This window comes from Pseudomonas sp. SK (assembly GCF_012975065.1).
GTDB lineage: Bacteria > Pseudomonadota > Gammaproteobacteria > Pseudomonadales > Pseudomonadaceae > Aquipseudomonas > Aquipseudomonas anuradhapurensis.
The window spans coordinates 512718-537699 of sequence record NZ_CP051857.1 but is presented as its reverse complement, the minus strand read 5'-3'; the positions used below and the strand labels follow the sequence as shown (position 1 = coordinate 537699).

The following is a 24982-nucleotide window of genomic DNA, read 5'->3' as shown; positions in this document are numbered from 1 at the left end:
ATTAACCCTCGACCTTCAGCATGTAGTAAGCCTTGTTGATCATCCCGCGGTTCTCGGGAGTATCCTGGACTTCTACAGTGTGACCGATGCGACGCAGACCCAGGCCTTTAACGCACAGTTTGTGGTTAGGCAGACGGCCGGCAGTGCTCTTGATCAGCGTTACTTTTACGGTTGCCATGATCAGAAGATCTCCTCAACGCTCTTGCCGCGCTTGGCAGCAATGGATTCAGGAGATTGCATGGCTTTCAGACCCTTGAAGGTGGCGTAAACCACGTTCACAGGGTTGGTCGAACCGTAGCACTTGGCCAGAACGTTCTGAACACCAGCAACTTCCAGGACAGCACGCATTGCGCCACCGGCGATGATACCGGTACCTTCCGAGGCAGGCTGCATGTAAACCTTCGAGGCGCCGTGGGCAGCCTTGGTGGCGTACTGCAGGGTGGTGCCCTTCAGGTCAACCTGGATCATGTTGCGGCGAGCAGCTTCCATAGCCTTCTGGATCGCAGCAGGTACTTCGCGCGACTTGCCACGGCCGAAGCCAACACGACCTTTGCCATCACCTACCACGGTCAGCGCGGTGAAGGTGAAGATACGGCCGCCTTTTACGGTTTTGGCAACGCGGTTAACTTGAACCAGCTTCTCGATGTAGCCTTCGTCGCGCTTTTGATCGTTATTTGCCATAACTTAGAACTCCAGCCCGCCTTCACGAGCAGCATCAGCCAGCGCCTTGACGCGGCCGTGGTACTTGAAGCCGGAACGGTCAAAGGCAACTTGAGATACACCGGCGGCTTTCGCACGCTCAGCTACCAGCTTGCCAACCTTAGTGGCCGCGTCGATGTTGCCAGTGGCGCCATCACGCAGTTCTTTGTCCAAGGTCGAGGCGCTTGCCAGAACCTTGCTGCCGTCGGCCGAAATGACCTGGGCGTAGATGTGCTGCGAGGAGCGGAACACGCACAGGCGCACGACTTCGAGTTCGTGCATCTTGAGGCGTGCTTTGCGAGCGCGACGCAGTCGAGTAACTTTTTTGTCGGTCATTTGCTAGGCCCTACTTCTTCTTGGCTTCTTTACGACGGACTACTTCGTCCGCGTAACGCACACCCTTGCCTTTGTAAGGCTCTGGCGGACGGAAGTCGCGGATTTCAGCGGCCACCTGACCCACCAGCTGCTTGTCGATACCCTTGATCAGGATGTCGGTCTGGCTTGGGGTTTCAGCGGTGATACCGGCTGGCAGTTCGTAGTCCACTGGGTGCGAGAAGCCCAGAGCCAGGTTCAGGACGGTGCCCTTGGCCTGTGCCTTGTAACCAACACCGATCAGCTGGAGCTTGCGCTCGAAGCCTTGGCTTACGCCCTGGACCATGTTGTTCACCAGAGCGCGGGTGGTACCGGCCATGGCGCGAGCTTGCTGGTCACCGTTGCGAGCAGCGAAACGCAGCTCACCAGCTTCTTCGGTAACTTCAACAGACGAGTGAACGTTCAGTTCGAGAGTGCCTTTGGCACCCTTCACCGAAAGCTGCTGGCCGGCGAATTTGACTTCGACGCCTGCTGGCAGCTTAACGGGGTTCTTAGCGACGCGAGACATGCCTATCTCCCCTTAGAACACTGTGCACAGAACTTCGCCGCCGACACCGGCAGCGCGCGCAGCGCGATCAGTCATCACACCTTTGTTGGTGGAGACGATAGACACGCCCAGGCCGCCACGTACTTTCGGCAGCTCTGCGACGGACTTGTACTGGCGCAGGCCTGGACGGCTGGAGCGCTTCAGTTCCTCGATGACCGGACGGCCTTCGAAGTACTTCAGTTCGATCGACAGGGAAGGCTTGGCCTCACCAGTTACCTGGTAGCCAGCGATGTAACCTTCGTCCTTCAGAACTTTGGCAACCGCGACCTTCAGGGTGGAGGAAGGCATGCTTACGACGGACTTTTCAGCCATCTGGGCATTACGGATGCGAGTTAGCATGTCCGCTAACGGGTCCTGCATACTCATGGGCTAGATGCTCCTGATACAAGAATTATTAGCCTTGCGGCTATCACAACCACCCGAGCAGGCAGGGCAAAAAACCCAGGCTCAGGTGAGCCGGTCATTCTAGACACAAGGCAGAAACGAAACAAGCCCCATATAGGGGCTTGTTTGTTGGCGAGGTCACCGGCGGTCGGAAGATTACTCCCCTTCCACCGGGATCACACCGGCAGCGATTACCAGGAGGCCTTGACCAGACCCGGTACGTCACCGCGCATTGCAGCTTGACGCAGCATGTTACGGCCCAGGCCGAACTTACGGTATACACCGTGAGGACGACCGGTCAGGCGGCAACGGTTGCGCAGGCGCGAGGCGCTAGCGTCACGTGGCTGCTTCTGCAGAGCGACAACGGCAGCGAAACGCTCTTCAGGAGAGGCGTTCAGGTTGACGATGGTCGCTTTCAGCTCAGCACGCTTCTTAGCGAACTTGGCTACCGTGAGCTGACGCTTCAGCTCGCGGTTTTTCATGCTCTTCTTGGCCATTTTCCTACTCCAATCAGTTGCGGAACGGGAACTTGAAAGCACGCAGCAGAGCGCGGCCTTCGTCGTCCGAACGAGCAGTGGTGGTCAGGGTGATGTCCAAACCGCGCAGAGCATCGATCTTGTCGTAGTCGATTTCCGGGAAGATGATCTGCTCTTTCACGCCCATGCTGTAGTTGCCACGGCCATCGAAGGACTTGGCATTCAGGCCGCGGAAGTCGCGTACCCGAGGCAGGGAGATCGCCAGCAGGCGGTCCAGGAATTCGTACATCTTGTCGCGACGCAGGGTCACCTTGACGCCGATCGGCCAGCCCTCACGGACTTTGAAGCCCGCGATGGATTTACGAGCGAAAGTCACGACCGGCTTTTGACCGGTGATCTTTTCCAGGTCGGCAACAGCGTGCTCGATGACTTTCTTGTCGCCGATCGCTTCGCCCAGACCCATGTTCAGGGTGATCTTGGTAACGCGCGGAACTTCCATCACGTTCGACAGCTTAAGTTCTTCCTTAAGCTTAGGAGCGATTTCGTTCCGGTAAATCTCTTTCAGTCGTGCCATGGTCTTCTACCTAGCAGTGTTCAAGCATCAACCGCTTTTTGGGTCGACTTGAAGACACGAATTTTTTTACCGTCTTCTACTTTGAAACCAACGCGGTCAGCCTTGTTGGTTTCACCGTTGAAGATGGCAACGTTGGAAGCGTGCAGAGGCGCTTCTTTCTCGACGATACCGCCCTGTACGCCCGCCATCGGGTTAGGCTTGGTATGACGCTTGACCAGGTTCACACCACCAACAACCAGACGGTTGTCAGCCAGAACCTTCAGCACCTTACCGCGCTTACCCTTGTCTTTGCCGGCGATCACGATGATCTCGTCGTCACGACGAATCTTTTGCATGTCGGATCTCCTTACAGCACTTCAGGGGCGAGCGAGACGATCTTCATGAACTTCTCGGAACGAAGCTCACGGGTCACTGGCCCGAAGATGCGAGTGCCGATCGGCTCTTGCTTGTTGTTCAGCAGAACAGCAGCGTTGCCGTCGAAACGAATGATGGAACCGTCGGCGCGACGAACACCGTGACGGGTGCGGACGACAACAGCGGTCATCACCTGGCCTTTCTTGACCTTGCCGCGCGGAATTGCTTCCTTGACGGTTACTTTGATGATGTCACCGATGCCGGCGTAACGGCGGTGCGAACCGCCGAGTACCTTGATGCACATGACGCGACGAGCGCCGCTGTTATCGGCCACATCGAGCATGGATTGAGTCTGAATCATAAAATTTCTCCGACCCTTAGCCCTTAGACTTCAACAGCGCGTTCGAGGACTTCAACCAGTGCCCAGGACTTGGTCTTGGCCAGCGGACGGGTTTCACGGATGGAAACCTTGTCGCCGATTTTGCACTGGTTGGATTCGTCGTGCGCGTGCAGCTTAGTCGAACGCTTAACGTATTTACCGTAGATCGGGTGCTTGACGCGACGCTCGATCAGAACGGTGATGGTCTTGTCCATTTTGTCGCTGACGACACGGCCAGTCAGCGTACGGACGGTTTTTTCAGCTTCAGCCATGATCACTTACCTGCCTGCTGGTTGAGCACAGTTTTCACGCGAGCGATGTCACGCTTAACTTGCGAGAGCAGGTGCGACTGCCCCAACTGGCCAGTTGCTTTCTGCATACGCAGATTGAACTGGTCGCGCAGCAAGCCGAGCAGTTGCTCATTCAGTTGCTGTGCCGATTTTTCACGAAGTTCATTCGCTTTCATCACATCACCGTCCGCTTAACAAAGGAGGTGGCGAGAGGCAGCTTTGCAGCAGCCAGGGCGAAAGCTTCGCGCGCCAGCTCTTCAGAAACACCTTCGATTTCATACAGGACTTTGCCTGGCTGAATCTGGGCAACCCAGTATTCCACGGAGCCCTTACCTTTACCCATACGAACCTCGAGAGGCTTCTTGGAGATCGGCTTGTCCGGGAACACACGGATCCAGATCTTGCCGCCACGTTTAACGTGACGGGTCAGCGCACGACGTGCGGACTCGATCTGGCGAGCGGTGAGGCGACCGCGAGCAACAGCTTTCAGGGCGAACTCGCCGAAGCTGACTTTGCTACCGCGCAGTGCCAGACCACGGTTGTGGCCAGTCATCTGCTTGCGGAATTTTGTACGCTTTGGTTGCAACATTTGGCGTACCCCTTACTTAGCAGCTTTTTTACGAGGCGCTGGTGCTTGTGGTTTCAGTTCTTCTTGGCGACCACCAATCACTTCGCCTTTGAAGATCCAAACCTTCACACCGATCACACCGTAAGTGGTGTGAGCTTCGTAGGTGTTGTAGTCGATATCGGCACGCAGGGTGTGCAGAGGCACACGACCTTCGCGATACCACTCGGTACGAGCAATCTCAGCACCGCCGAGACGACCGCTCACCTGGATCTTGATGCCCTTGGCACCAATACGCATGGCGTTCTGTACGGCGCGCTTCATGGCGCGACGGAACATTACGCGGCGTTCCAGCTGCTGAGCTACGCTCTGCGCAACCAGCATGGCGTCGAGTTCCGGCTTGCGGATCTCTTCGATGTTGATGTGCACAGGCACACCCATCTGCTTGGTCAGGTCCTGACGCAGCTTCTCGACATCTTCACCTTTCTTACCGATAACGATACCGGGACGAGCGGTGTGGATGGTGATGCGTGCAGTTTGAGCCGGACGATGAATATCGATACGGCTTACGGACGCGCTTTTTAGTTTGTCCTGGAGGTACTCACGCGTTTTCAGATCCTTCAACAGGTAATCTGCGTAAGTAGCACCGTCTGCGTACCAGACGGAGGTGTGCTCCTTGACGATTCCCAGGCGAATGCCAGTGGGATGTACTTTCTGACCCATCTGATCGACTCCGTTACTTGTCCGCAACCTTGACAGTGATATGGCAAGACCGCTTGACGATGCGATCAGCACGGCCCTTGGCACGTGGCATGATGCGCTTCAGCGAACGCCCTTCGTTGACGAAGACGGTGGAGACCTTCAGGTCATCAACGTCTGCGCCTTCGTTGTGTTCGGCGTTGGCTACGGCCGACTCGAGGACTTTCTTCATGATTTCAGCGGCTTTTTTGCTGCTGAAGGCCAACAGGTTGAGCGCTTCGCCCACCTTCTTCCCGCGGATCTGGTCGGCGACCAAGCGGGCTTTCTGGGCGGAGATGCGAGCGCCCGACAACTTAGCGGCTACTTCCATTTCCTTACCCCTTAACGCTTGGCTTTCTTGTCAGCCACGTGCCCGCGGTAGGTGCGGGTACCGGCGAACTCGCCCAGTTTGTGGCCGACCATGTCTTCGTTCACCAGAACTGGGACATGTTGACGACCGTTGTGTACCGCGATGGTCAGACCGACCATTTGTGGCAGGATCATCGAACGGCGCGACCAGGTTTTAACTGGCTTGCGATCGTTCTTCTCCACCGCCACTTCGACCTTCTTCAGCAGGTGAAGATCGATAAAAGGACCTTTTTTCAGAGAACGTGGCACTGTCGTATCCCTCTAGTTACTTGCGACGACGGACGATCATGTTGTCGGTACGCTTATTACCACGGGTCTTCGCACCCTTGGTTGGGAAGCCCCATGGCGATACCGGATGACGACCACCGGAGGTACGACCTTCACCACCACCGTGTGGGTGGTCAACCGGGTTCATGGCAACACCACGAACGGTTGGGCGAACGCCGCGCCAGCGTTTGGCACCAGCTTTACCCAGCGAACGCAGGCTGTGCTCGGAGTTCGAGACTTCGCCCAGGGTCGCACGGCACTCAGCCAGGACTTTACGCATTTCACCAGAGCGCAGACGCAGGGTCACGTAGACACCTTCGCGAGCGATCAGCTGAGCCGAAGCACCAGCGGAACGAGCGATCTGAGCACCTTTACCCGGCTTCAGTTCGATGCCGTGAACGGTGCTACCTACTGGAATGTTGCGCAGCTGCAGGGAGTTACCGGCCTTGATTGGGGCCAGGGCACCTGCGATCAGCTGGTCGCCAGCGCTCACGCCTTTAGGGGCGATGATGTAGCGACGCTCACCGTCTGCGTAGCACAGCAGGGCGATGTGAGCAGTACGGTTCGGGTCGTATTCGATACGCTCGACAGTGGCTGGAATGCCATCTTTGTCGTTGCGACGGAAGTCGACCAGACGGTAATGCTGCTTATGACCACCACCAACGTGACGAGTGGTGATGCGGCCATTGTTGTTACGACCACCAGACTTCGATTTCTTCTCGATCAGCGGTGCGTGAGGAGCGCCTTTGTGCAGCTCCTGGTTGACCACCTTGACCACGAAACGGCGGCCAGGGGAAGTCGGTTTGCATTTAACGATTGCCATGATGCACCCCTTCCTTACTCAGCACTGCTGCTGAAATCGAGATCTTGGCCTGGCTGAAGGGAGACGATCGCCTTCTTCCAGTCATTACGCTTGCCCAGACCACGTGCGGTACGCTTGGTTTTACCCAGAACGTTAACAGTCGACACGTTTTCAACTTTTACGTTGAACAGGCCTTCGACAGCTTTCTTGATTTCCAGCTTGGTTGCATCGGTAGCAACCTTGAATACGAACTGGCCTTTTTTCTCAGCCAGAACGGTAGCCTTCTCGGAAACGTGCGGGCCAAGGAGGACTTTAAATACGCGTTCCTGGTTCATCCCAGCAGCTCCTCGAATTTCTTCACGGCCGAGACAGTGATCAACACTTTCTCGTATGCGATCAGACTGACCGGGTCGGAACCTTGTACGTCGCGTACATCGACGTGCGGCAGGTTGCGAGCAGCCAGGTACAGGTTCTGATCAACAGCGTCGGAAACGATCAGTACGTCGTTCAGACCCATGCCGTTCAGCTTGTTCAGCAGATCTTTGGTTTTCGGTGCTTCGACAGCGAAGTCCTGAACCACGACCAGACGGTCGCTACGCACCAGCTCAGCGAGGATGGAGCGCAGGGCTGCGCGGTACATCTTCTTGTTGAGCTTTTGCGAGTGATCTTGAGGGCGAGCTGCGAAGGTAACACCACCGCCACGCCAGATCGGACCACGAGTGGTACCAGCACGAGCACGGCCAGTACCCTTCTGACGCCATGGGCGCTTACCGCCACCAGCCACGTCGGAACGGGTCTTTTGCTGCTTGGTGCCCTGACGGCCGCCGGCCATGTAGGCCACGACTGCTTGGTGTACCAGCGTCTCGTTGAATTCGCCACCGAAAGTCAGTTCGGAAACTTCGATCGCCTGAGCGTCATTTACATTGAGTTGCATGTCAGTTTCCCCTTAACCGCGAGCCTTGACAGCTGGACGTACAACCACGTCGCCGCCAGTAGCGCCTGGAACGGCACCCTTGACCAGCAGCAGGTTGCGTTCAGCGTCTACGCGAACTACTTCCAGGGACTGAACAGTCACGCGCTCGGCGCCCATGTGACCGGACATTTTCTTGCCCTTGAACACACGACCAGGAGTCTGGCACTGGCCGATGGAACCTGGGACACGGTGCGACACGGAGTTACCGTGGGTGTTGTCCTGGCCACGGAAGTTCCAGCGCTTGATGGTACCGGCGAAGCCTTTACCTTTGGACTGACCAGTAACGTCTACCAGCTGGCCTGCAGTGAAGAGTTCAGCTTTGATCAGATCGCCAGCCTGGAAATCGCCTTCTTCAAGACGGAACTCCCAGACACCGCGACCAGCGGCAACGTTGGCCTTGGCGAAGTGGCCTGCCTGAGCGGCAGTCACACGCGAAGCACGACGCTCGCCGACAGTGACTTGCACTGCACGGTAGCCATCGGTTTCTTCAGTTTTGAACTGGGTGACGCGATTCGGCTCGATCTCGATGACCGTGACCGGAATGGAGACACCTTCTTCGGTGAAAATGCGGGTCATACCGCACTTGCGACCGATTACACCAATAGTCATGTTGTAAACCTCATGAGTGTACGGGGCTTTCACCCGCTATGGCCGCCCATTTCAGAGCGTTACACGACCAGACCGAAGTCTTAGCCGAGGCTGATCTGTACTTCCACACCTGCCGCCAGATCAAGCTTCATCAGCGCGTCAACGGTTTTATCCGTTGGCTGGACGATGTCCAGAACACGCTTATGAGTGCGGATCTCGTACTGGTCACGCGCGTCTTTGTTGACGTGCGGGGAAACCAGAACGGTGAAACGCTCTTTGCGGGTAGGCAGTGGAATTGGACCACGCACTTGTGCACCAGTACGTTTCGCGGTTTCCACGATTTCCTGGGTGGATTGGTCGATCAGGCGATGGTCGAAAGCCTTCAACCTGATACGGATTTGCTGATTTTGCATTGGATTTCAGACTCCAGGCTGTTCCCAACGGACGCACTACGCCCGCTAAAAGGAGGCGTGATTCTATAGACGCCCCCATTTAGTGTCAACCCAATAAAAAAAACCCCCGCTGAGCGGGGGTTTTTTCAATCGGTCGAGTGATTACTCGATGATTTTGGCTACGACGCCGGCGCCGACGGTACGACCGCCTTCACGGATAGCGAAGCGCAGACCGTCTTCCATTGCGATGGTCTTGATCAGGGTGACAGTCATCTGGATGTTGTCACCTGGCATTACCATTTCAACGCCTTCCGGCAGTTCGCAGTTACCGGTCACGTCAGTGGTACGGAAGTAGAACTGAGGACGGTAGCCTTTGAAGAACGGAGTGTGACGGCCGCCTTCTTCCTTCGACAGAACGTAGACTTCTGCGGTGAACTTGGTGTGCGGCTTGACCGAACCTGGCTTGACCAGAACCTGACCACGCTCAACTTCGTCACGCTTGGTACCACGCAGCAGAACGCCGCAGTTCTCGCCAGCGCGGCCTTCGTCCAGCAGCTTGCGGAACATTTCAACACCGGTGCAGGTGGTGTTGGTGGTTGGGCGCAGGCCAACGATTTCCAGCGGATCCTGAACGCGGACGATACCACGCTCGATACGACCGGTAACAACGGTACCACGACCCGAGATCGAGAATACGTCTTCGATCGGCATCAGGAACGGCTGGTCAACGGCACGGATTGGCTCAGGGATGTAGGCATCCAGAGTTTCTACCAGCTTCTTGACAGCGGTAGTACCCATTTCGTTGTCGTCTTTGCCTTCCAGCGCCATACGAGCCGAACCGATGATGATCGGGGTGTCGTCGCCTGGGAAGTCGTAGGTGGACAGCAGGTCGCGAACTTCCATCTCGACCAGTTCCAGCAGCTCAGCGTCGTCTACCAGGTCAGCCTTGTTCAGGAAGACCACGATGTACGGAACGCCTACCTGACGGGACAGCAGGATGTGCTCACGGGTTTGTGGCATCGGACCATCGGCGGCCGAGCAAACCAGGATCGCGCCGTCCATCTGGGCAGCACCGGTGATCATGTTCTTCACGTAGTCAGCGTGACCTGGGCAGTCAACGTGAGCGTAGTGACGAATGTTCGAGTTGTACTCGACGTGAGCGGTGTTGATGGTGATACCGCGCGCTTTTTCTTCCGGAGCCGAGTCGATCTTGTCGAACTCAACGACTGCCGAACCGAATACTTCGGAGCAGACGCGAGTCAGAGCTGCGGTCAGAGTGGTCTTACCGTGGTCAACGTGGCCGATGGTGCCGACGTTAACGTGGGGAAGGGAACGATCAAATTTTTCTTTAGCCACGACAGTGAACCTCTTGCCTAAAGGGGATTAGCCTTGTTTTTTAACGAGTGCTTCGACGATGTTCGACGGAGCTTCGGCGTATTTGGAGAATTCCATGGAGTAGCTTGCGCGACCCTGAGACATGGAACGAACGTCGGTTGCGTAACCGAACATCTCTCCGAGCGGTACTTCAGCGCGGACGACGCGGCCAGAGACCGACTCATCCATACCCTGGACCAGACCACGACGACGGTTCAGGTCACCCATCACGTCACCCAGGTAGTCTTCCGGGGTTACAACTTCGACCTTCATGATCGGCTCGAGGACCACGCCACCACCCTTCTGGGCCAGTTGCTTGGTAGCCATCGAAGCAGCGATTTTGAACGCCATTTCGTTGGAGTCGACGTCGTGGTACGAACCGTCGAATACCGCGGCCTTCAGGCCGATCAGAGGATAACCGGCAACAACGCCGTTTTTCATCTGTTCTTCGATACCCTTCTGGATCGCAGGGATGTATTCCTTAGGAATCACACCGCCAACGACTTCGTTGGAGAACACCAGACCTTCGGTGATGTTGCCCTTGTCGTCCTGATCCGGCTCCGAGAAACGGATCCAGCAGTGACCGAACTGACCACGACCGCCCGACTGACGAACGAACTTGCCTTCGATCTCGACGTTGGACTTGGTGATCTTCTCGCGGTACGAAACCTGCGGCTTGCCGATGTTGGCCTCGACGTTGAACTCGCGCTTCATGCGGTCAACGAGGATGTCCAGGTGCAGCTCACCCATACCGGAGATGATGGTCTGACCAGTTTCTTCGTCGGTCTTGACGCGGAACGACGGGTCTTCCTGGGCCAGCTTGCCCAGTGCGATACCCATCTTCTCCTGGTCGGCCTTGGTTTTCGGCTCTACGGAGAGCGAAATCACAGGCTCCGGGAAGTCCATACGCTCGAGGATGATCGGCTTGTCGGCGTTGCACAGGGTGTCACCGGTGGTGACGTCCTTCATGCCGATCAGAGCAGCGATATCGCCTGCACGTACTTCCTTGATCTCTTCACGCTGGTTGGCGTGCATCTGCACCATACGACCAACGCGCTCTTTCTTGCCCTTGACCGAGTTGATGACGGAGTCACCGGAGGTCAGGAAGCCCGAGTAAACGCGAACGAAGGTCAGAGTACCAACGAACGGGTCGGTGGCAATCTTGAACGCCAGGGCCGAGAACGGCTCGTTGTCGTCAGCGTGACGCTCATCGAACTGCTCAGGCTTGACTTCGTCCTTCGGCACGTCGATCAGGTCAGGGTGGATACCCTTGATCGCCGGGATTTCGGTCGGAGCAGGCAGGTAGTCGATGACGGCGTCGAGAACCAGGGGAACGCCCTTGTTCTTGAACGACGAACCGCAGACAGCCGGAACGATCTCGCTGGCCAGGGTGCGCGCACGCAGGCCTGCCTTGATCTCTTCGACGGTCAGCTCACCTTCTTCAAGGTACTTGTTCATCAGCTCTTCGCTGGCTTCGGCGGCGGCTTCAACCATGTTGTTGCGCCATTCGTTAGCCAGGTCGACCATATCCGCAGGAATTTCTTCCTCGCGGTAGGTGGTGCCCTTGTCGTCTTCGTTCCAGTAGATGGCTTTCATCTTGATCAGGTCGACCTGACCCTGGAAGTCGTCTTCTGCACCGATAGCCAGCTGGACCGGAACCGGGGTGTGACCCAGGCGGTTCTTGATCTGGCCGACAACGCGCAGGAAGTTGGCACCGGCACGGTCCATCTTGTTCACGTAGACAACACGTGGAACGCCGTACTTGTTGGCCTGACGCCATACGGTTTCGGACTGCGGCTCAACGCCGGAGGTACCGCAGAACACAACGACCGCGCCGTCGAGTACACGCAGCGAACGCTCTACTTCAATGGTGAAGTCAACGTGGCCGGGGGTATCGATGACGTTTACGCGGTAGTTGTCATACTGACCACGGGAACCTTTCCAGAAGGTGGTAACGGCAGCGGAGGTAATGGTGATACCGCGCTCCTGCTCCTGCACCATCCAGTCGGTGGTCGCGGCGCCGTCGTGCACCTCGCCCATCTTGTGGCTCAGACCTGTGTAGAACAGGATCCGCTCGGTAGTGGTAGTCTTGCCCGCGTCAACGTGGGCGCAAATACCGATGTTACGGTAGCGGTTAATTGCTGTAGTACGAGCCATAAAGCCCTCGCAAAATGATTGATGCTTGAATTAGAAGCGGTAGTGCGAGAACGCTTTGTTGGCTTCGGCCATACGGTGCACGTCTTCACGCTTCTTGACTGCAGCACCCTTGCCTTCAGCAGCATCCAGCAGTTCGCCGGCCAGGCGCAGGGCCATCGACTTCTCGCCGCGCTTGCGGGCGTAGTCTACGAGCCAGCGCATTGCCAGAGCGTTACGACGGGATGGACGAACTTCAACCGGAACCTGGTAAGTGGCACCGCCGACACGGCGGGACTTAACTTCGACCAGCGGAGCGATGGCGTCGAGAGCTTTCTCGAAGATTTCCAGGGGGTCGCTGTTCTTGCGTGCTTTGACGGTATCCAGGGCACCGTAAACGATGCGCTCGGCTACGGCCTTCTTGCCGCTTTCCATCACGTGGTTCATGAACTTGGCGAGAATCTGGGATCCGTACTTCGGATCGTCAAGGATCTCACGTTTTGCTGCTACACGACGTCTTGGCATGATAAGCCCTCAAACGGTCTTCAGGTTAGCCCGGGACCAGGTCTCTCGACCCCTGCCCGACCTTACTCTTATCGACTCAAATAAATGGATGTCTGCAAACGGCCGATTACTTCGGACGCTTGGTACCGTACTTCGAACGACCCTGGTTACGGCCTTTAACGCCCGAAGTATCCAGAGAGCCGCGAACGGTGTGGTAACGAACACCTGGCAAGTCTTTTACACGGCCGCCACGGATCAGGACGACACTGTGCTCTTGCAGGTTGTGGCCTTCACCACCGATGTACGAGGAAACCTCGAAACCGTTGGTCAGACGCACACGGCATACTTTACGCAGTGCCGAGTTAGGTTTTTTCGGCGTGGTGGTGTACACACGGGTGCACACGCCACGACGCTGCGGGCAGTTCTGCAGCGCAGGTACGTCGGATTTCTCGACGGTACGCTTACGCGGCTGACGTACCAGCTGGTTGATAGTTGCCATCTACTAGCTCCACTGATTGTCTTGCGACGCTATTGTCTTGCAAGAAAGCCAAAAATTGGCGAGACGGAGCCTCACCAAATTTAAGGGTACAAAAGTCTAAAGAGGATCTTGCACCCAGTCAAGACGAGGCCCCGGCCCTCCCCGCCCGGTCATCGGCAACAATTGATGTCACCGATGGCCTTGCGAGATGCGCCGGGGCCCTGCCCTGTACTTAGTTACCGCTGGAGTTCAGCGCTTCGGTCAGTGCGGCTTCTACCTCACTGGCGCTCACACGCAGCGGCTTGTCGGCGTCACGGCGGCGCTTGCGCTCGCTGTGGTAGGCCAGACCAGTACCGGCCGGGATCAGACGACCCACGACCACGTTCTCTTTCAGGCCGCGCAGGTAGTCGCGCTTGCCGGTTACCGCCGCTTCGGTCAGTACGCGGGTGGTTTCCTGGAAGGAAGCCGCGGAGATGAACGACTCGGTCGACAGCGAGGCCTTGGTGATACCCAGCAGCACGCGGGTGAACTTGGAGACGAACTTGTCCTCGGCGGCGAGACGCTCGTTCTCTACCAGCACCTGGGTCAGTTCCATCTGGTCGCCCTTGATGAAGCTGGAATCGCCCGACTCGGTGATCTCGACCTTGCGCAGCATCTGACGCAGGATGGTCTCGATGTGCTTGTCGTTGATCTTCACGCCCTGCAGACGGTAAACGTCCTGGATCTCGTTGACGATGTACTTCGCCAGCGCGCTCACACCCAGCAGGCGCAGGATGTCGTGCGGATCGCTCGGGCCGTCGGAGATAACTTCGCCGCGGTTTACCTGTTCGCCTTCGAAGACGTTCAGGTGACGCCACTTCGGAATCAGCTCTTCGTACGGCTCGCTGCCATCGGTCGGGGTAATGACCAGGCGACGCTTGCCCTTGGTCTCTTTACCGAATGCGATGGTGCCGCTGACTTCAGCCAGAATCGAGGCTTCTTTCGGACGGCGCGCTTCGAACAGGTCGGCAACGCGCGGCAGACCACCGGTGATGTCACGGGTCTTCGACGTTTCTTGCGGGATACGCGCGATAACGTCACCAACACCGATCTGCGCACCGTCAGCCACACCGACAAGGGCGTTGGCCGGCAGGAAGTACTGGGCAGGTACGTCGGTACCTGGCAGGTACAGGTCCTTGCCAGAAGCGTCGACCATCTTGATTGCCGGACGGATTTCCTTACCAGCGGCAGGGCGATCCTTGACGTCCAGGACTTCAATGTTGGTCAAACCGGTCAGTTCGTCGGTCTGACGCTTGATGGTGATGCCTTCTTCCATGCCCACGAAGGTCACGGTACCTTTCAGCTCGGTAACGATCGGGTGGGTGTGCGGGTCCCACTTGGCGACGATGGCGCCAGCTTCGACCTTTTCACCTTCCTTGACCGAGATCACCGCACCGTAAGGCAGCTTGTAGCGCTCACGCTCACGGCCGAATTCGTCGGCAATGGCCAGTTCGCCCGAACGCGACACGGCAACCAGGTTGCCATCGGCACGCTCTACCTGCTTGAGGTTGTGCAGACGGACCATACCGCCGTTCTTCACCTGGACGCTGTCGGCAGCCGAGGTACGGCTTGCAGCACCACCGATGTGGAACGTACGCATGGTCAGCTGGGTACCCGGCTCACCGATCGACTGGGCAGCGATAACGCCGACAGCTTCACCGATGTTCACCTGGTGACCGCGAGCCAGGTCACGACCGTAGCACTTGGCGCAGATGCCGTAGCGGGTTTCACAGTTGATCGGCGAACGCACGACCACTTCGTCGATGCTGTTCAGCTCGATGAACTCGACCCACTTCTCGTCGACCAGGGTACCGGCCGGAACGATGACGTCCTCGGTGCCTGGCTTGAACACGTCACGGGCGATGACACGACCCAGTACACGCTCACCCAGCGGCTCTACAACGTCGCCGCCTTCGATGTGCGGGGTCATCAGCAGGCCCTGGTCGGTGCCGCAGTCGATCTCGGTAACCACCAGATCCTGGGCAACGTCTACCAGACGACGAGTCAGGTAACCGGAGTTCGCAGTCTTCAGTGCGGTATCCGCCAGACCCTTACGAGCACCATGGGTCGAAATGAAGTACTGCAGAACGCTCAGGCCTTCACGGAAGTTCGCCGTGATCGGCGTCTCGATGATCGAGCCGTCCGGCTTGGCCATCAGGCCACGCATACCGGCCAGCTGACGGATCTGGGCCGCGGAACCCCGCGCACCGGAGTCAGCCATCATGTACATCGAGTTGAAGGACTCTTGCTCGACTTCCTTGCCTTCGCGGTCGATGACCTTCTCTTTCGAGAGGTTGGCCATCATCGCCTTGGACACTTCGTCGTTCGCCTTCGACCACAAGTCGATGACCTTGTTGTACTTCTCGCCCTGGGTTACCAGGCCGGAGGCGTACTGGCTCTCGATTTCCTTCACTTCGTCGGTAGCGGTACCGATGATGCGGGCTTTCTCGTCCGGGATAACGAAGTCGTTAACACCGATGGAAACGCCGGAAATGGTCGAGTAAGCGAAACCGGTGTACATCAGCTGGTCAGCGAAGATAACGGTCTCTTTCAGACCAACCACGCGGTAGCACTGGTTGATCAGCTTGGAGATCGCCTTCTTCTTCATCGGCTGGTTGACCACGTCGTACGGCAGGCCTGCCGGTACAACCTGGAACAGCAGCGCACGGCCGACAGTGGTGTCGACGATGCGGGTGTTCTTGACCACGGAACCGTCACGCTCTTTCACGGTTTCGTTGATACGAACCTTGATTTTCGCGTGCAGGGCAGCCTCGCCGGCGCGGAATACGCGGTCGACTTCCTGCAGGTCGGCGAACACGCGACCTTCGCCCTTGGCGTTGATGGCTTCGCGGGTCATGTAGTACAGACCCAGTACAACGTCCTGCGACGGAACGATGATTGGCTCACCGTTGGCTGGCGACAGGATGTTGTTGGTCGACATCATCAGCGCGCGCGCTTCGAGCTGGGCTTCCAGGGTCAGCGGCACGTGAACGGCCATCTGGTCACCGTCGAAGTCGGCGTTGTACGCGGCACAGACCAGCGGGTGCAGCTGGATAGCCTTGCCTTCGATCAGAACCGGCTCAAAGGCCTGGATACCCAGGCGGTGCAGGGTTGGTGCACGGTTGAGCAGTACGGGGTGTTCGCGGATCACCTCGGCGAGCACGTCCCAAACCTCTGGCAGCTCGCGCTCGACCATCTTCTTGGCAGCCTTGATGGTGGTCGCCAGACCACGCATTTCCAGCTTGCCGAAAATGAACGGCTTGAACAGCTCGAGGGCCATCTTCTTCGGCAGACCGCACTGGTGCAGACGCAGGGTCGGGCCTACGGTAATTACCGAACGGCCAGAGTAGTCCACACGCTTACCGAGCAGGTTCTGACGGAAGCGACCTTGCTTACCTTTGATCATGTCGGCCAGGGACTTCAGCGGACGCTTGTTCGAGCCAGTGATGGCGCGACCGCGACGGCCGTTGTCCAGCAGGGCGTCGACCGCTTCCTGCAGCATGCGCTTTTCGTTGCGCACGATGATGTCCGGCGCCGACAGATCGAGCAGGCGCTTCAGACGGTTGTTACGGTTGATCACCCGACGATACAGGTCGTTCAGGTCGGAAGTCGCGAAGCGGCCACCATCCAGCGGCACCAGCGGACGCAGGTCCGGCGGCAGCACTGGCAGGACGGTCAGTACCATCCACTCAGGCAGGTTGCCCGAGCCCTGGAACGCTTCCATCAGCTTCAGGCGCTTGGACAGCTTCTTGATCTTGGTTTCCGAGTTGGTCTGCGGAATCTCTTCACGCAGGCGGCCGATCTCGTGCTCCAGGTCGATAGCGTGCAGCAGCTCGCGGACAGCCTCGGCACCCATGCGGGCGTCGAAGTCGTCACCGAACTCTTCCAGCGCTTCGAAATACTGCTCGTCGTTCAGCAGCTGGCCCTTTTCCAGGGTGGTCATGCCCGGGTCGATAACCACGTAGCTCTCGAAGTAGAGCACGCGCTCGATATCGCGCAGGGTCATGTCCATCAGCAGGCCGATACGGGACGGCAGCGACTTCAGGAACCAGATGTGGGCAACCGGCGAGGCCAGTTCGATGTGCGCCATGCGCTCACGACGAACCTTGGCCAGGGCAACTTCAACGCCGCACTTCTCGCAGATCACGCCGCGGTGCTTGAGGCGCTTGTACTTGCCGCACAGGCACTCGTAGTCCTTGACTGGGCCAAAGATCTTGGCGCAGAACAGGCCGTCACGCTCAGGCTTGAACGTACGGTAGTTGATGGTTTCCGGCTTCTTAACTTCACCGAACGACCACGAACGGATCATTTCAGGCGACGCCAGACCGATGCGGATGGCGTCGAACTCTTCGACTTGACCCTGGTTTTTCAGCAAATTCAGTAGGTCTTTCAAGGCCTTTCCTCCTGGCGGAGCAGGGAGCGGGCACTACCTGCCCCACTCCCCTTCGCGTCACGTGTTATTCGGTTTCCAGATCGATATCGATACCGAGCGAACGGATCTCTTTGATCAACACGTTGAAGGACTCGGGCATGCCCGGCTCCATACGGTGATCGCCATCCACGATGTTCTTGTACATCTTGGTACGGCCGTTCACGTCGTCCGACTTCACTGTGAGCATTTCTTGCAGGGTGTATGCCGCGCCGTATGCTTCCAGCGCCCACACTTCCATCTCCCCGAAACGCTGACCACCGAACTGCGCCTTACCACCCAGCGGCTGCTGGGTGACCAGGCTATAGGAACCAGTGGAACGCGCGTGCATCTTGTCGTCCACCAAGTGGTTCAGCTTGAGCATGTACATGTAACCAACGGTCACAGGACGCTCGAACTTGTTGCCGGTACGGCCATCGAACAGCACCATCTGGCCGCTCTCTGGCAGGTCGGCCAGCTTCAGCATGGCCTTGATCTCGCGCTCCTTGGCACCATCGAAGACCGGGGTAGCCATCGGCACGCCCTTCTTCAGGTTGTTGGCCAGGGCCATGATCTCTTCGTCGGTGAACTCGTCCAGGTTTTCCTGGCGACCACCGATCTCGTTGTAGACCTCGGTCAGGAACACGCGCAGTTCAGCGGCCTTGCGCTGTTCTTCGATCATGCGGTCGATCTTCTCGCCCAGACCCTTGGCCGCCAGGCCCAGGTGGGTTTCGAGGATCTGACCGACGTTCATACGCGAAGGTACGCCCAGCGGGTTCAGTACGACGTCGACCGGAGTACCGTTGGCGTCGTGCGGCATGTCTTCGACCGGCATGATCACCGAGACCACACCCTTGTTACCGTGACGACCGGCCATCTTGTCACCCGGCTGGATGCGACGGCGGATTGCCAGGTAAACCTTGACGATCTTCAGTACGCCCGGCGCCAGGTCATCGCCCTGCTGCAGCTTGCGCTTCTTGTCTTCGAACTTGTCGTCCAGCAGACGGCGACGGTCGACGATGTACTGCTGAGCCTTTTCCAGCTGCTCGTTCAGTGCATCTTCAGCCATGCGCAGTTTGAACCACTGGCCGTGCTCCAGACCGTCCAGCACTTCGTCAGTGATCACGGTGCCTTTCTTCAGGCCCGCACCACCGTCGACCACCTGGCCGTTCAGGGCAGAACGCAGACGCTCGAAGGTTGCACCTTCGACGATGCGGAACTCTTCGTTGAGGTCCTTGCGGATCTCGTCCAGCTGCATCTTCTCGATGGCCAGGGCGCGGCTGTCGCGCTCGACGCCGTCACGGGTGAAGACCTGTACGTCAATGACGGTACCTTTGGTGCCGGTTGGCACGCGCAGGGAGGTGTCCTTAACGTCGCTGGCTTTCTCGCCGAAGATTGCGCGCAGCAGTTTTTCTTCCGGAGTCAGCTGGGTTTCGCCTTTTGGCGTAACCTTGCCGACCAGGATGTCGCCAGCGCCGACTTCGGCACCCACGTAGACGATACCGGCTTCGTCCAGCTTGTTCAGTGCGGCCTCACCCACGTTCGGGATGTCCGCAGTGATTTCCTCTGGGCCAAGCTTGGTGTCACGCGCCACACAGGTCAGTTCCTGGATGTGGATGGTGGTGAAGCGGTCTTCCTGAACCACACGCTCGGAGAGGCAGATGGAGTCTTCGAAGTTGAAGCCGTTCCACGCCATGAACGCGATGCGCATGTTCTGACCCAGTGCCAGTTCACCCATGTCGGTGGACGGGCCGTCGGCCATGATGTCGCCACGCTGAACCTTGTCACCCTTGCTCACCAGCGGACGCTGGTTGATGCAGGTGTTCTGGTTCGAACGGGTGTACTTGGTCAGGTTGTAGATGTCTACACCGGCTTCGCCGGTTTCCACTTCGTCGTCGGCAACGCGGACAACGATACGGCTGGCGTCGACCGAGTCGATCACACCACCGCGGCGAGCAACCACGCAGACACCGGAGTCACGGGCAACGTTGCGCTCCATGCCGGTACCTACCAGCGGCTTGTCGGCGCGCAGGGTCGGTACAGCCTGACGCTGCATGTTCGAACCCATCAACGCACGGTTGGCGTCGTCGTGCTCGAGGAACGGAATCAGCGACGCAGCGACCGAAACAACCTGCTTCGGCGAAACGTCCATCAAGGTGACGTCTTCCGGCGCCTTGACGGTGAATTCGTTCAGGTGACGAACCGCTACCAGCTCATCGATCAGTTGCTTCTTCTCGTTCATCGCGGCCGAAGCCTGGGCGATGACGTGATCCGCTTCTTCAATGGCCGACAGGAACACGATGTCGTCGCTGACCACGCCTTCCTTCACCACGCGGTACGGGCTTTCCAGGAAGCCGTACTGGTTGGTGCGGGCATAGGCTGCCAGGGAGTTGATCAGACCGATGTTCGGACCTTCAGGGGTCTCGATCGGGCACACGCGGCCGTAGTGGGTCGGGTGTACGTCACGGACTTCGAAGCCGGCACGCTCACGGGTCAGACCACCTGGGCCGAGTGCGGAGACGCGGCGCTTGTGGGTGATCTCGGAGAGCGGGTTGTTCTGGTCCATGAACTGGGACAGCTGGCTGGAACCGAAGAACTCTTTCACCGCCGCCGCAACCGGCTTGGCGTTGATCAGGTCTTGCGGCATCAGGCCTTCGCTTTCCGCCATCGACAGGCGTTCCTTGACCGCGCGCTCGACACGCACCAGGCCAACGCGGAACTGGTTTTCGGCCATTTCGCCGACGCAACGCACGCGACGGTTACCCAGGTGGTCGATGTCGTCGACGATGCCTTTGCCGTTACGGATGTCGACCAGGGTCTTCAGAACCTCGACGATATCTTCCTTGCTCAGCACGCCCGAACCTTCGATCTCGGTACGACCGATACGACGGTTGAACTTCATGCGGCCAACGGCGGACAGGTCGTAACGCTCGGCGCTGAAGAACAGGTTGTTGAACAGGGTCTCGGCGGCATCCTTGGTTGGCGGCTCGCCAGGACGCATCATGCGATAGATCTCGACCAGGGCTTCCAGCTGGTTGCTGGTGGTGTCGATCTTCAGAGTGTCGGAGATGAACGGACCGCAATCGATGTCGTTGGTGTACAGGGTCTCGATACGGACAACCTGTGCCTTGGCGACCTTGATCAGCAACTCGGTGGTCATCTCGGTGTTGCATTCGGCCAGGATTTCACCGGTAGCCGGGTGCACGATGGCCTTGGCAGTGGTGCGACCCAGGACGTATTCCATCGGGACGTCCAGCTGCTTGACGCCAGCCTTCTCGAGCTGGTTGATGTGGCGCGCGGTAATACGGCGGCCCTGCTCGACAATGACCTTGCCGGTTTCGTCATGGATGTCCATGACGGCAACTTCACCACGCAGACGCTGCGGCACCAGTTCCAGGCTGAGTTTCTCGCCGGAAATGTGGAAGACGTTGGTGGTGTAGAAGGTATTCAGCACTTCTTCAGTGCTGTAGCCCAGGGCGCGCAGCAGCACCGAAGCCGGCAGTTTGCGGCGACGGTCGATACGCACGAACACGCAGTCCTTCGGGTCGAACTCGAAGTCCAGCCAGGAACCGCGGTAAGGGATGATGCGAGCGGAGTACAGCAGCTTGCCGGAGCTGTGCGTCTTGCCACGGTCGTGGTCGAAGAACACACCAGGCGAACGGTGCAGCTGGGAAACGATCACACGCTCGGTACCGTTGATAACGAAGGTACCGTTTTCAGTCATCAGGGGGATTTCACCCATGTAGACTTCTTGCTCTTTGATGTCCTTGATCGCTTTGTTCGACGATTCCTTGTCGAAAATGATCAGGCGCACCTTGACCCGCAGTGGGACCGCGAAGGTCACGCCACGCAGGACACATTCCTTCACATCGAAGGCGGGTTCGCCCAGGCGGTAGCCTACGTACTCCAGGGCAGCATTGCCGGAGTAGCTGATGATCGGAAATACCGATTTGAAGGCCGCGTGCAGGCCGACGTCGCGGAACTGATCCTTGGATGCTCCCGCTTGCAGGAATTCGCGATACGAATCCAGCTGGATGGCCAGGAGGTAAGGCACATCCATGACGTCCGGCAACTTGCTAAAGTCCTTGCGGATACGTTTTTTCTCAGTGTATGAGTAAGCCATCAGCGTTCCCCAGCTTGGTCACCTGCTTGTTTGGCTTCTCCCGGCGGGAGCAGCCAGAAAATCGTGCAAACCCCTTGGTTTGCGCACCCACATGGGTGTCTTGCAGCTTGTTATCGGGGCCGGCTTGACCGACCACCAATAACGGAAAAAGGCCGGTGGCATAAGCCACCAGCCATCAGCCCTTCGCTCAACGCTCGGACTGGAGTCGCAAGGTCGAGATTACTTCAGCTCGACTTTAGCGCCAGCTTCTTCCAGCTTCTTCTTCGCGTCTTCAGCGGCTTCTTTCGAAACGCCTTCAGCGATAACCTGAGGAGCGCCGTCGACTTTCTCTTTGGCTTCTTTCAGGCCCAGACCGGTCAGTTCACGAACGGCCTTGATCACGTTTACTTTCTTGTCGCCAGCTTCGGTCAGAACGACGTTGAACTCGGTCTGCTCTTCAACAGCGGCAGCAGCGGTAGCTGGGCCAGCGGCAACAGCAGCAGCAGCGGTAACGCCGAAGGTTTCTTCCATCGCTTTGATCAGTTCAACAATTTCCAGAACAGTTTTCTGGCCGATCGCTTCGATGATTTGCTCGTTAGTCAGAGACATGACTATGAATTCCTGTATTGGGGTGACAGCCTACGCGGCCATCAAATTAAACGTTTGATTTCGAAAGGTGCTACGCGGCCTTAGGCAGCAGCAGCTTCTTTCTGGTCGCGCAGAGCTGCCAGGGTACGAGCCAGCTTGCTGGTTGCACCTTGGATTACGCTCATCAGCTGTGCGATAGCCTCGTCGCGAGTTGGCAGGGTTGCCAGCACGTCGATCTGGTTAGCGGCAAGGAACTTGCCGTCGAACGCAGCTGCCTTGATCTCGAACTTGTCCTGACCCTTGGCGAACTCTTTGAACAGACGGGCAGCAGCGCCCGGGTGTTCGTTGGAGAAAGCAATCAGGGTCGGGCCTTTGAACGCGTCGTTGAGGATCGAGAATTCGGTGCCTTCAACAGCGCGCTTCAGCAGGGTGTTACGTACGACACGTACGTAAACGCCAGCTTCGCGGGCCTCTTTACGGAGTCCGGTCATTGCGCCTACAGTCACACCACGGGCATCAGCCACGACAGCGGACAGAGCGACTTTGGCAGCCTCGTTGACTTCAGCGACGATGGCCTTCTTGTCTTCGAGTTTAATTGCCACGGGTTTACTCCTGGTTTTTACCGTTTCATCTGGCCGAAGCCGGATGTCGTTTTGGTGTCTGATTCGGTAACGAATCGGGAGCACCATCTGCGTGGGCTGGTTTTTTAAGGCTTGCGCCGCCTACGGTCTTGGATAGCCCCCGCCAGGCAGGGACCCCAATTTTTGCTGATGGCGCGACAGGTCGCGCCACCATGTTCTTACACGTTCAGCGAGCTCTGATCGATGACCAGACCTGGGCCCATGGTGGTGCTCAGGGTAACGCGCTTGACGTAGATACCTTTCGAGGAAGCTGGCTTGATACGCTTCAGATCAGCGATCAGGGCTTCAACGTTTTCCTTCAGCTTGCCGGCTTCGAAGCCGATCTTGCCAACGGAGGTGTGGATGATACCGTTCTTGTCGGTACGGTAGCGAACCTGACCAGCCTTGGCGTTCTTGACGGCGCCGGCTACGTCTGGGGTCACGGTACCAACTTTCGGGTTAGGCATCAGGCCGCGAGGACCCAGAACCTGACCCAGCTGACCTACAACGCGCATGGCATCAGGCGATGCGATGACGACGTCATAGTTCAGGTCGCCGCCTTTCATTTCGGCAGCCAGATCGTCCATACCTACGCGGTCAGCGCCGGCAGCCAGAGCGGCTTCAGCAGCTGGACCCTGGGTGAAGACGGCAACGCGAACGGTCTTGCCAGTGCCGTGCGGCAGCACGGTAGCGCTACGTACGACCTGGTCGGATTTACGCGGGTCAACACCGAGGTTAACGGCGATGTCGTAGGACTCTACGAACTTGGCAGCCGGCAGCGAGGCCAGCAGATTGGCCGCTTCTTCGAAGTTGTAGGCTTTGCCTGCTTCGATTTTCTCGGCGATTGCCTTTTGGCGTTTGGTCAGCTTAGCCATTACACACCCTCCACGTTCAGGCCCATGCTGCGGGCAGAGCCAGCGATGGTGCGTACAGCAGCGTCCAGGTCAGCGGCAGTCAGGTCAGCCTGTTTGGCTTTGGCGATGTCTTCCAGCTGAGCGCGGGTAACGGTACCGACTTTAACGGTGTTCGGGCGAGCCGAACCACTGGTCAGGCCAGCAGCTTTCTTCAGCAGAACCGAGGCAGGGGTGCTCTTGGTCTCGAAGGTGAAGCTACGGTCGCTGTAGACAGTGATGATCACAGGAGTCGGCAGGCCGGCTTCTTGGCCCTGGGTACGGGCGTTGAAGGCCTTGCAGAATTCCATGATGTTCACACCGTGTTGACCCAGTGCTGGACCAACGGGTGGGCTTGGGTTGGCCTGGCCGGCCTTAACTTGCAGCTTGATGTAAGCCTGAATCTTCTTAGCCATGAGCTACTCCAAAATCGGGTACGAACGCCTGATGGCTCCCCGGATGACTTGCGTTTTATCCCAGTGACGACAAAACCCCGCAGCACACAGGGCTGCGGGGTATGGGATGCTGCGTTCGCCTAGACCTTTTCGACCTGGCTGAACTCGAGCTCCACCGGAGTAGAGCGACCGAAAATGAGCACTGCAACCTGCAGGCGGCTCTTTTCGTAGTTAACCTCTTCGACGCTGCCATTGAAGTCAGCAAACGGACCGTCAATGACCCGAACCACTTCACCTGGCTCGAACAACGTCTTCGGCTTCGGCTTGTCACTACCGTCGGCAACGCGACGCAGGATAGCCTCGGCTTCCTTATCGGTGATTGGCGCAGGCTTGTCTGCGGTACCACCAATAAAGCCCATCACGCGAGGGGTATCCTTGACCAAGTGCCAAGTCCCTTCGTTCATCTCCATCTGGACCAAAACATAGCCAGGGAAGAATTTACGCTCGCTCTTGCGCTTCTGGCCATTGCGCATTTCGACGACTTCTTCGGTCGGGACCAGGATCTCGCCGAAACCGTCTTCCATGCCAGCCAGCTTGACGCGCTCGATCAGAGAGCGCATTACATGCTTCTCGTAACCCGAGTAAGCATGCACAACATACCAACGCTTAGCCACGGGACACC

Annotated in this window: 31 protein-coding genes; all 31 read right to left on the bottom strand. The window is 57.9% G+C overall.

Going from position 1 to position 24982, the window contains the following annotated elements; all coding sequences use genetic code 11:
• Position 1: 1 nt before the first annotated feature.
• The 31 genes from rpmD to nusG all read right to left on the bottom strand — a co-directional run bounded on the left by rpmD (position 2) and on the right by nusG (position 24974).
• A complete protein-coding gene (gene rpmD / locus HG549_RS02420; RefSeq protein ID WP_028690238.1) occupies positions 2–178 on the bottom strand; it encodes a 50S ribosomal protein L30 in 177 nt (58 codons plus the stop codon).
• 2 nt (positions 179–180) lie between these two features.
• Positions 181–681 carry a 30S ribosomal protein S5 gene (gene rpsE, locus HG549_RS02415; protein ID WP_003255465.1) on the bottom strand — a complete coding sequence of 167 codons (501 nt, stop codon included), beginning with the start codon at positions 679–681 and terminating at the stop codon, positions 181–183.
• A 3-nt stretch (positions 682–684) separates the two neighbouring features.
• The gene (rplR, locus tag HG549_RS02410) at positions 685–1035 is read right to left on the bottom strand and encodes a 50S ribosomal protein L18 (protein WP_009397496.1); all 351 of its coding nucleotides are present in this window, start codon (positions 1033–1035) and stop codon (positions 685–687) included.
• A 10-nt stretch (positions 1036–1045) separates the two neighbouring features.
• On the bottom strand, positions 1046–1579 hold the full coding sequence (gene rplF / locus HG549_RS02405) for a 50S ribosomal protein L6 (protein WP_170027993.1): 534 nt from the start codon (positions 1577–1579) through the stop codon (positions 1046–1048).
• A gap of 12 nt (positions 1580–1591) precedes the next feature.
• Positions 1592–1984: a 30S ribosomal protein S8 gene (gene rpsH, locus HG549_RS02400; RefSeq protein ID WP_009681971.1), complete on the bottom strand. Its 393-nt coding sequence runs from the start codon at positions 1982–1984 to the stop codon at positions 1592–1594.
• A 209-nt stretch (positions 1985–2193) separates the two neighbouring features.
• Complete coding sequence (gene rpsN / locus HG549_RS02395; RefSeq protein ID WP_003255472.1) at positions 2194–2499, bottom strand: 30S ribosomal protein S14; 306 nt, start codon at positions 2497–2499, stop codon at positions 2194–2196.
• Positions 2500–2512: 13 nt separating this feature from the next.
• Positions 2513–3052: a 50S ribosomal protein L5 gene (gene rplE / locus HG549_RS02390; RefSeq protein WP_003257095.1), complete on the bottom strand. Its 540-nt coding sequence runs from the start codon at positions 3050–3052 to the stop codon at positions 2513–2515.
• 20 nt (positions 3053–3072) lie between these two features.
• The gene (gene rplX / locus HG549_RS02385; RefSeq protein WP_013970637.1) at positions 3073–3387 is read right to left on the bottom strand and encodes a 50S ribosomal protein L24; all 315 of its coding nucleotides are present in this window, start codon (positions 3385–3387) and stop codon (positions 3073–3075) included.
• An 11-nt stretch (positions 3388–3398) separates the two neighbouring features.
• A complete protein-coding gene (gene rplN, locus HG549_RS02380) occupies positions 3399–3767 on the bottom strand; it encodes a 50S ribosomal protein L14 (protein WP_003243907.1) in 369 nt (122 codons plus the stop codon).
• Between the two features lie 23 nt (positions 3768–3790).
• A complete protein-coding gene (gene rpsQ / locus HG549_RS02375; RefSeq protein WP_008089812.1) occupies positions 3791–4057 on the bottom strand; it encodes a 30S ribosomal protein S17 in 267 nt (88 codons plus the stop codon).
• 2 nt (positions 4058–4059) lie between these two features.
• Positions 4060–4251, bottom strand: a complete 192-nt coding sequence (gene rpmC / locus HG549_RS02370; protein WP_002555481.1) for a 50S ribosomal protein L29 — start codon at positions 4249–4251, stop codon at positions 4060–4062.
• Positions 4251–4664: a 50S ribosomal protein L16 gene (rplP, locus tag HG549_RS02365; protein ID WP_003255479.1), complete on the bottom strand. Its 414-nt coding sequence runs from the start codon at positions 4662–4664 to the stop codon at positions 4251–4253. The genes rpmC and rplP overlap by 1 nt, the downstream gene beginning before the upstream one ends.
• 12 nt (positions 4665–4676) lie before the next feature.
• Positions 4677–5363: a 30S ribosomal protein S3 gene (gene rpsC, locus HG549_RS02360; RefSeq protein WP_003255481.1), complete on the bottom strand. Its 687-nt coding sequence runs from the start codon at positions 5361–5363 to the stop codon at positions 4677–4679.
• A 13-nt stretch (positions 5364–5376) separates the two neighbouring features.
• On the bottom strand, positions 5377–5709 hold the full coding sequence (gene rplV / locus HG549_RS02355; protein WP_003103908.1) for a 50S ribosomal protein L22: 333 nt from the start codon (positions 5707–5709) through the stop codon (positions 5377–5379).
• Between the two features lie 11 nt (positions 5710–5720).
• Entirely contained in the window at positions 5721–5996 is a 276-nt protein-coding gene (gene rpsS, locus HG549_RS02350; RefSeq protein ID WP_003255482.1) for a 30S ribosomal protein S19, read from the bottom strand.
• Between the two features lie 16 nt (positions 5997–6012).
• On the bottom strand, positions 6013–6837 hold the full coding sequence (gene rplB / locus HG549_RS02345; RefSeq protein ID WP_170027992.1) for a 50S ribosomal protein L2: 825 nt from the start codon (positions 6835–6837) through the stop codon (positions 6013–6015).
• A 14-nt stretch (positions 6838–6851) separates the two neighbouring features.
• Positions 6852–7151 (bottom strand): 50S ribosomal protein L23, encoded by a 300-nt coding sequence (gene rplW / locus HG549_RS02340; protein WP_003255484.1) that lies wholly within the window; start codon positions 7149–7151, stop codon positions 6852–6854.
• A complete protein-coding gene (gene rplD / locus HG549_RS02335; protein WP_008089819.1) occupies positions 7148–7750 on the bottom strand; it encodes a 50S ribosomal protein L4 in 603 nt (200 codons plus the stop codon). Before rplD ends, rplW begins: the two co-directional genes overlap by 4 nt.
• Before the next feature lie 12 nt (positions 7751–7762).
• A complete protein-coding gene (rplC, locus tag HG549_RS02330) occupies positions 7763–8398 on the bottom strand; it encodes a 50S ribosomal protein L3 (protein ID WP_003257089.1) in 636 nt (211 codons plus the stop codon).
• Positions 8399–8478: 80 nt separating this feature from the next.
• Entirely contained in the window at positions 8479–8790 is a 312-nt protein-coding gene (gene rpsJ / locus HG549_RS02325) for a 30S ribosomal protein S10 (RefSeq protein WP_003186070.1), read from the bottom strand.
• A gap of 141 nt (positions 8791–8931) precedes the next feature.
• Positions 8932–10125: an elongation factor Tu gene (tuf, locus tag HG549_RS02320; RefSeq protein ID WP_170027986.1), complete on the bottom strand. Its 1194-nt coding sequence runs from the start codon at positions 10123–10125 to the stop codon at positions 8932–8934.
• A gap of 27 nt (positions 10126–10152) precedes the next feature.
• Positions 10153–12300, bottom strand: a complete 2148-nt coding sequence (gene fusA, locus HG549_RS02315) for an elongation factor G (protein ID WP_170027991.1) — start codon at positions 12298–12300, stop codon at positions 10153–10155.
• Between the two features lie 30 nt (positions 12301–12330).
• Complete coding sequence (gene rpsG / locus HG549_RS02310; protein ID WP_003246741.1) at positions 12331–12801, bottom strand: 30S ribosomal protein S7; 471 nt, start codon at positions 12799–12801, stop codon at positions 12331–12333.
• A gap of 106 nt (positions 12802–12907) precedes the next feature.
• The gene (rpsL, locus tag HG549_RS02305) at positions 12908–13279 is read right to left on the bottom strand and encodes a 30S ribosomal protein S12 (RefSeq protein WP_003257088.1); all 372 of its coding nucleotides are present in this window, start codon (positions 13277–13279) and stop codon (positions 12908–12910) included.
• 211 nt (positions 13280–13490) lie between these two features.
• Entirely contained in the window at positions 13491–17690 is a 4200-nt protein-coding gene (gene rpoC / locus HG549_RS02300) for a DNA-directed RNA polymerase subunit beta' (RefSeq protein WP_170027990.1), read from the bottom strand.
• 64 nt (positions 17691–17754) lie between these two features.
• Positions 17755–21828 (bottom strand): DNA-directed RNA polymerase subunit beta, encoded by a 4074-nt coding sequence (gene rpoB / locus HG549_RS02295; protein ID WP_170027989.1) that lies wholly within the window; start codon positions 21826–21828, stop codon positions 17755–17757.
• Between the two features lie 219 nt (positions 21829–22047).
• Positions 22048–22416, bottom strand: coding sequence for a 50S ribosomal protein L7/L12 (gene rplL, locus HG549_RS02290; RefSeq protein WP_170027988.1), 369 nt, complete (start codon positions 22414–22416; stop codon positions 22048–22050).
• Positions 22417–22496: 80 nt separating this feature from the next.
• The gene (gene rplJ / locus HG549_RS02285; RefSeq protein ID WP_003257082.1) at positions 22497–22997 is read right to left on the bottom strand and encodes a 50S ribosomal protein L10; all 501 of its coding nucleotides are present in this window, start codon (positions 22995–22997) and stop codon (positions 22497–22499) included.
• Positions 22998–23194: 197 nt separating this feature from the next.
• Complete coding sequence (gene rplA / locus HG549_RS02280) at positions 23195–23890, bottom strand: 50S ribosomal protein L1 (RefSeq protein WP_170027987.1); 696 nt, start codon at positions 23888–23890, stop codon at positions 23195–23197.
• Positions 23890–24321: a 50S ribosomal protein L11 gene (gene rplK / locus HG549_RS02275; protein ID WP_003255500.1), complete on the bottom strand. Its 432-nt coding sequence runs from the start codon at positions 24319–24321 to the stop codon at positions 23890–23892. Before rplK ends, rplA begins: the two co-directional genes overlap by 1 nt.
• A 119-nt stretch (positions 24322–24440) precedes the next feature.
• Entirely contained in the window at positions 24441–24974 is a 534-nt protein-coding gene (gene nusG, locus HG549_RS02270; RefSeq protein WP_003255501.1) for a transcription termination/antitermination protein NusG, read from the bottom strand.
• Positions 24975–24982 lie beyond the last annotated feature (8 nt).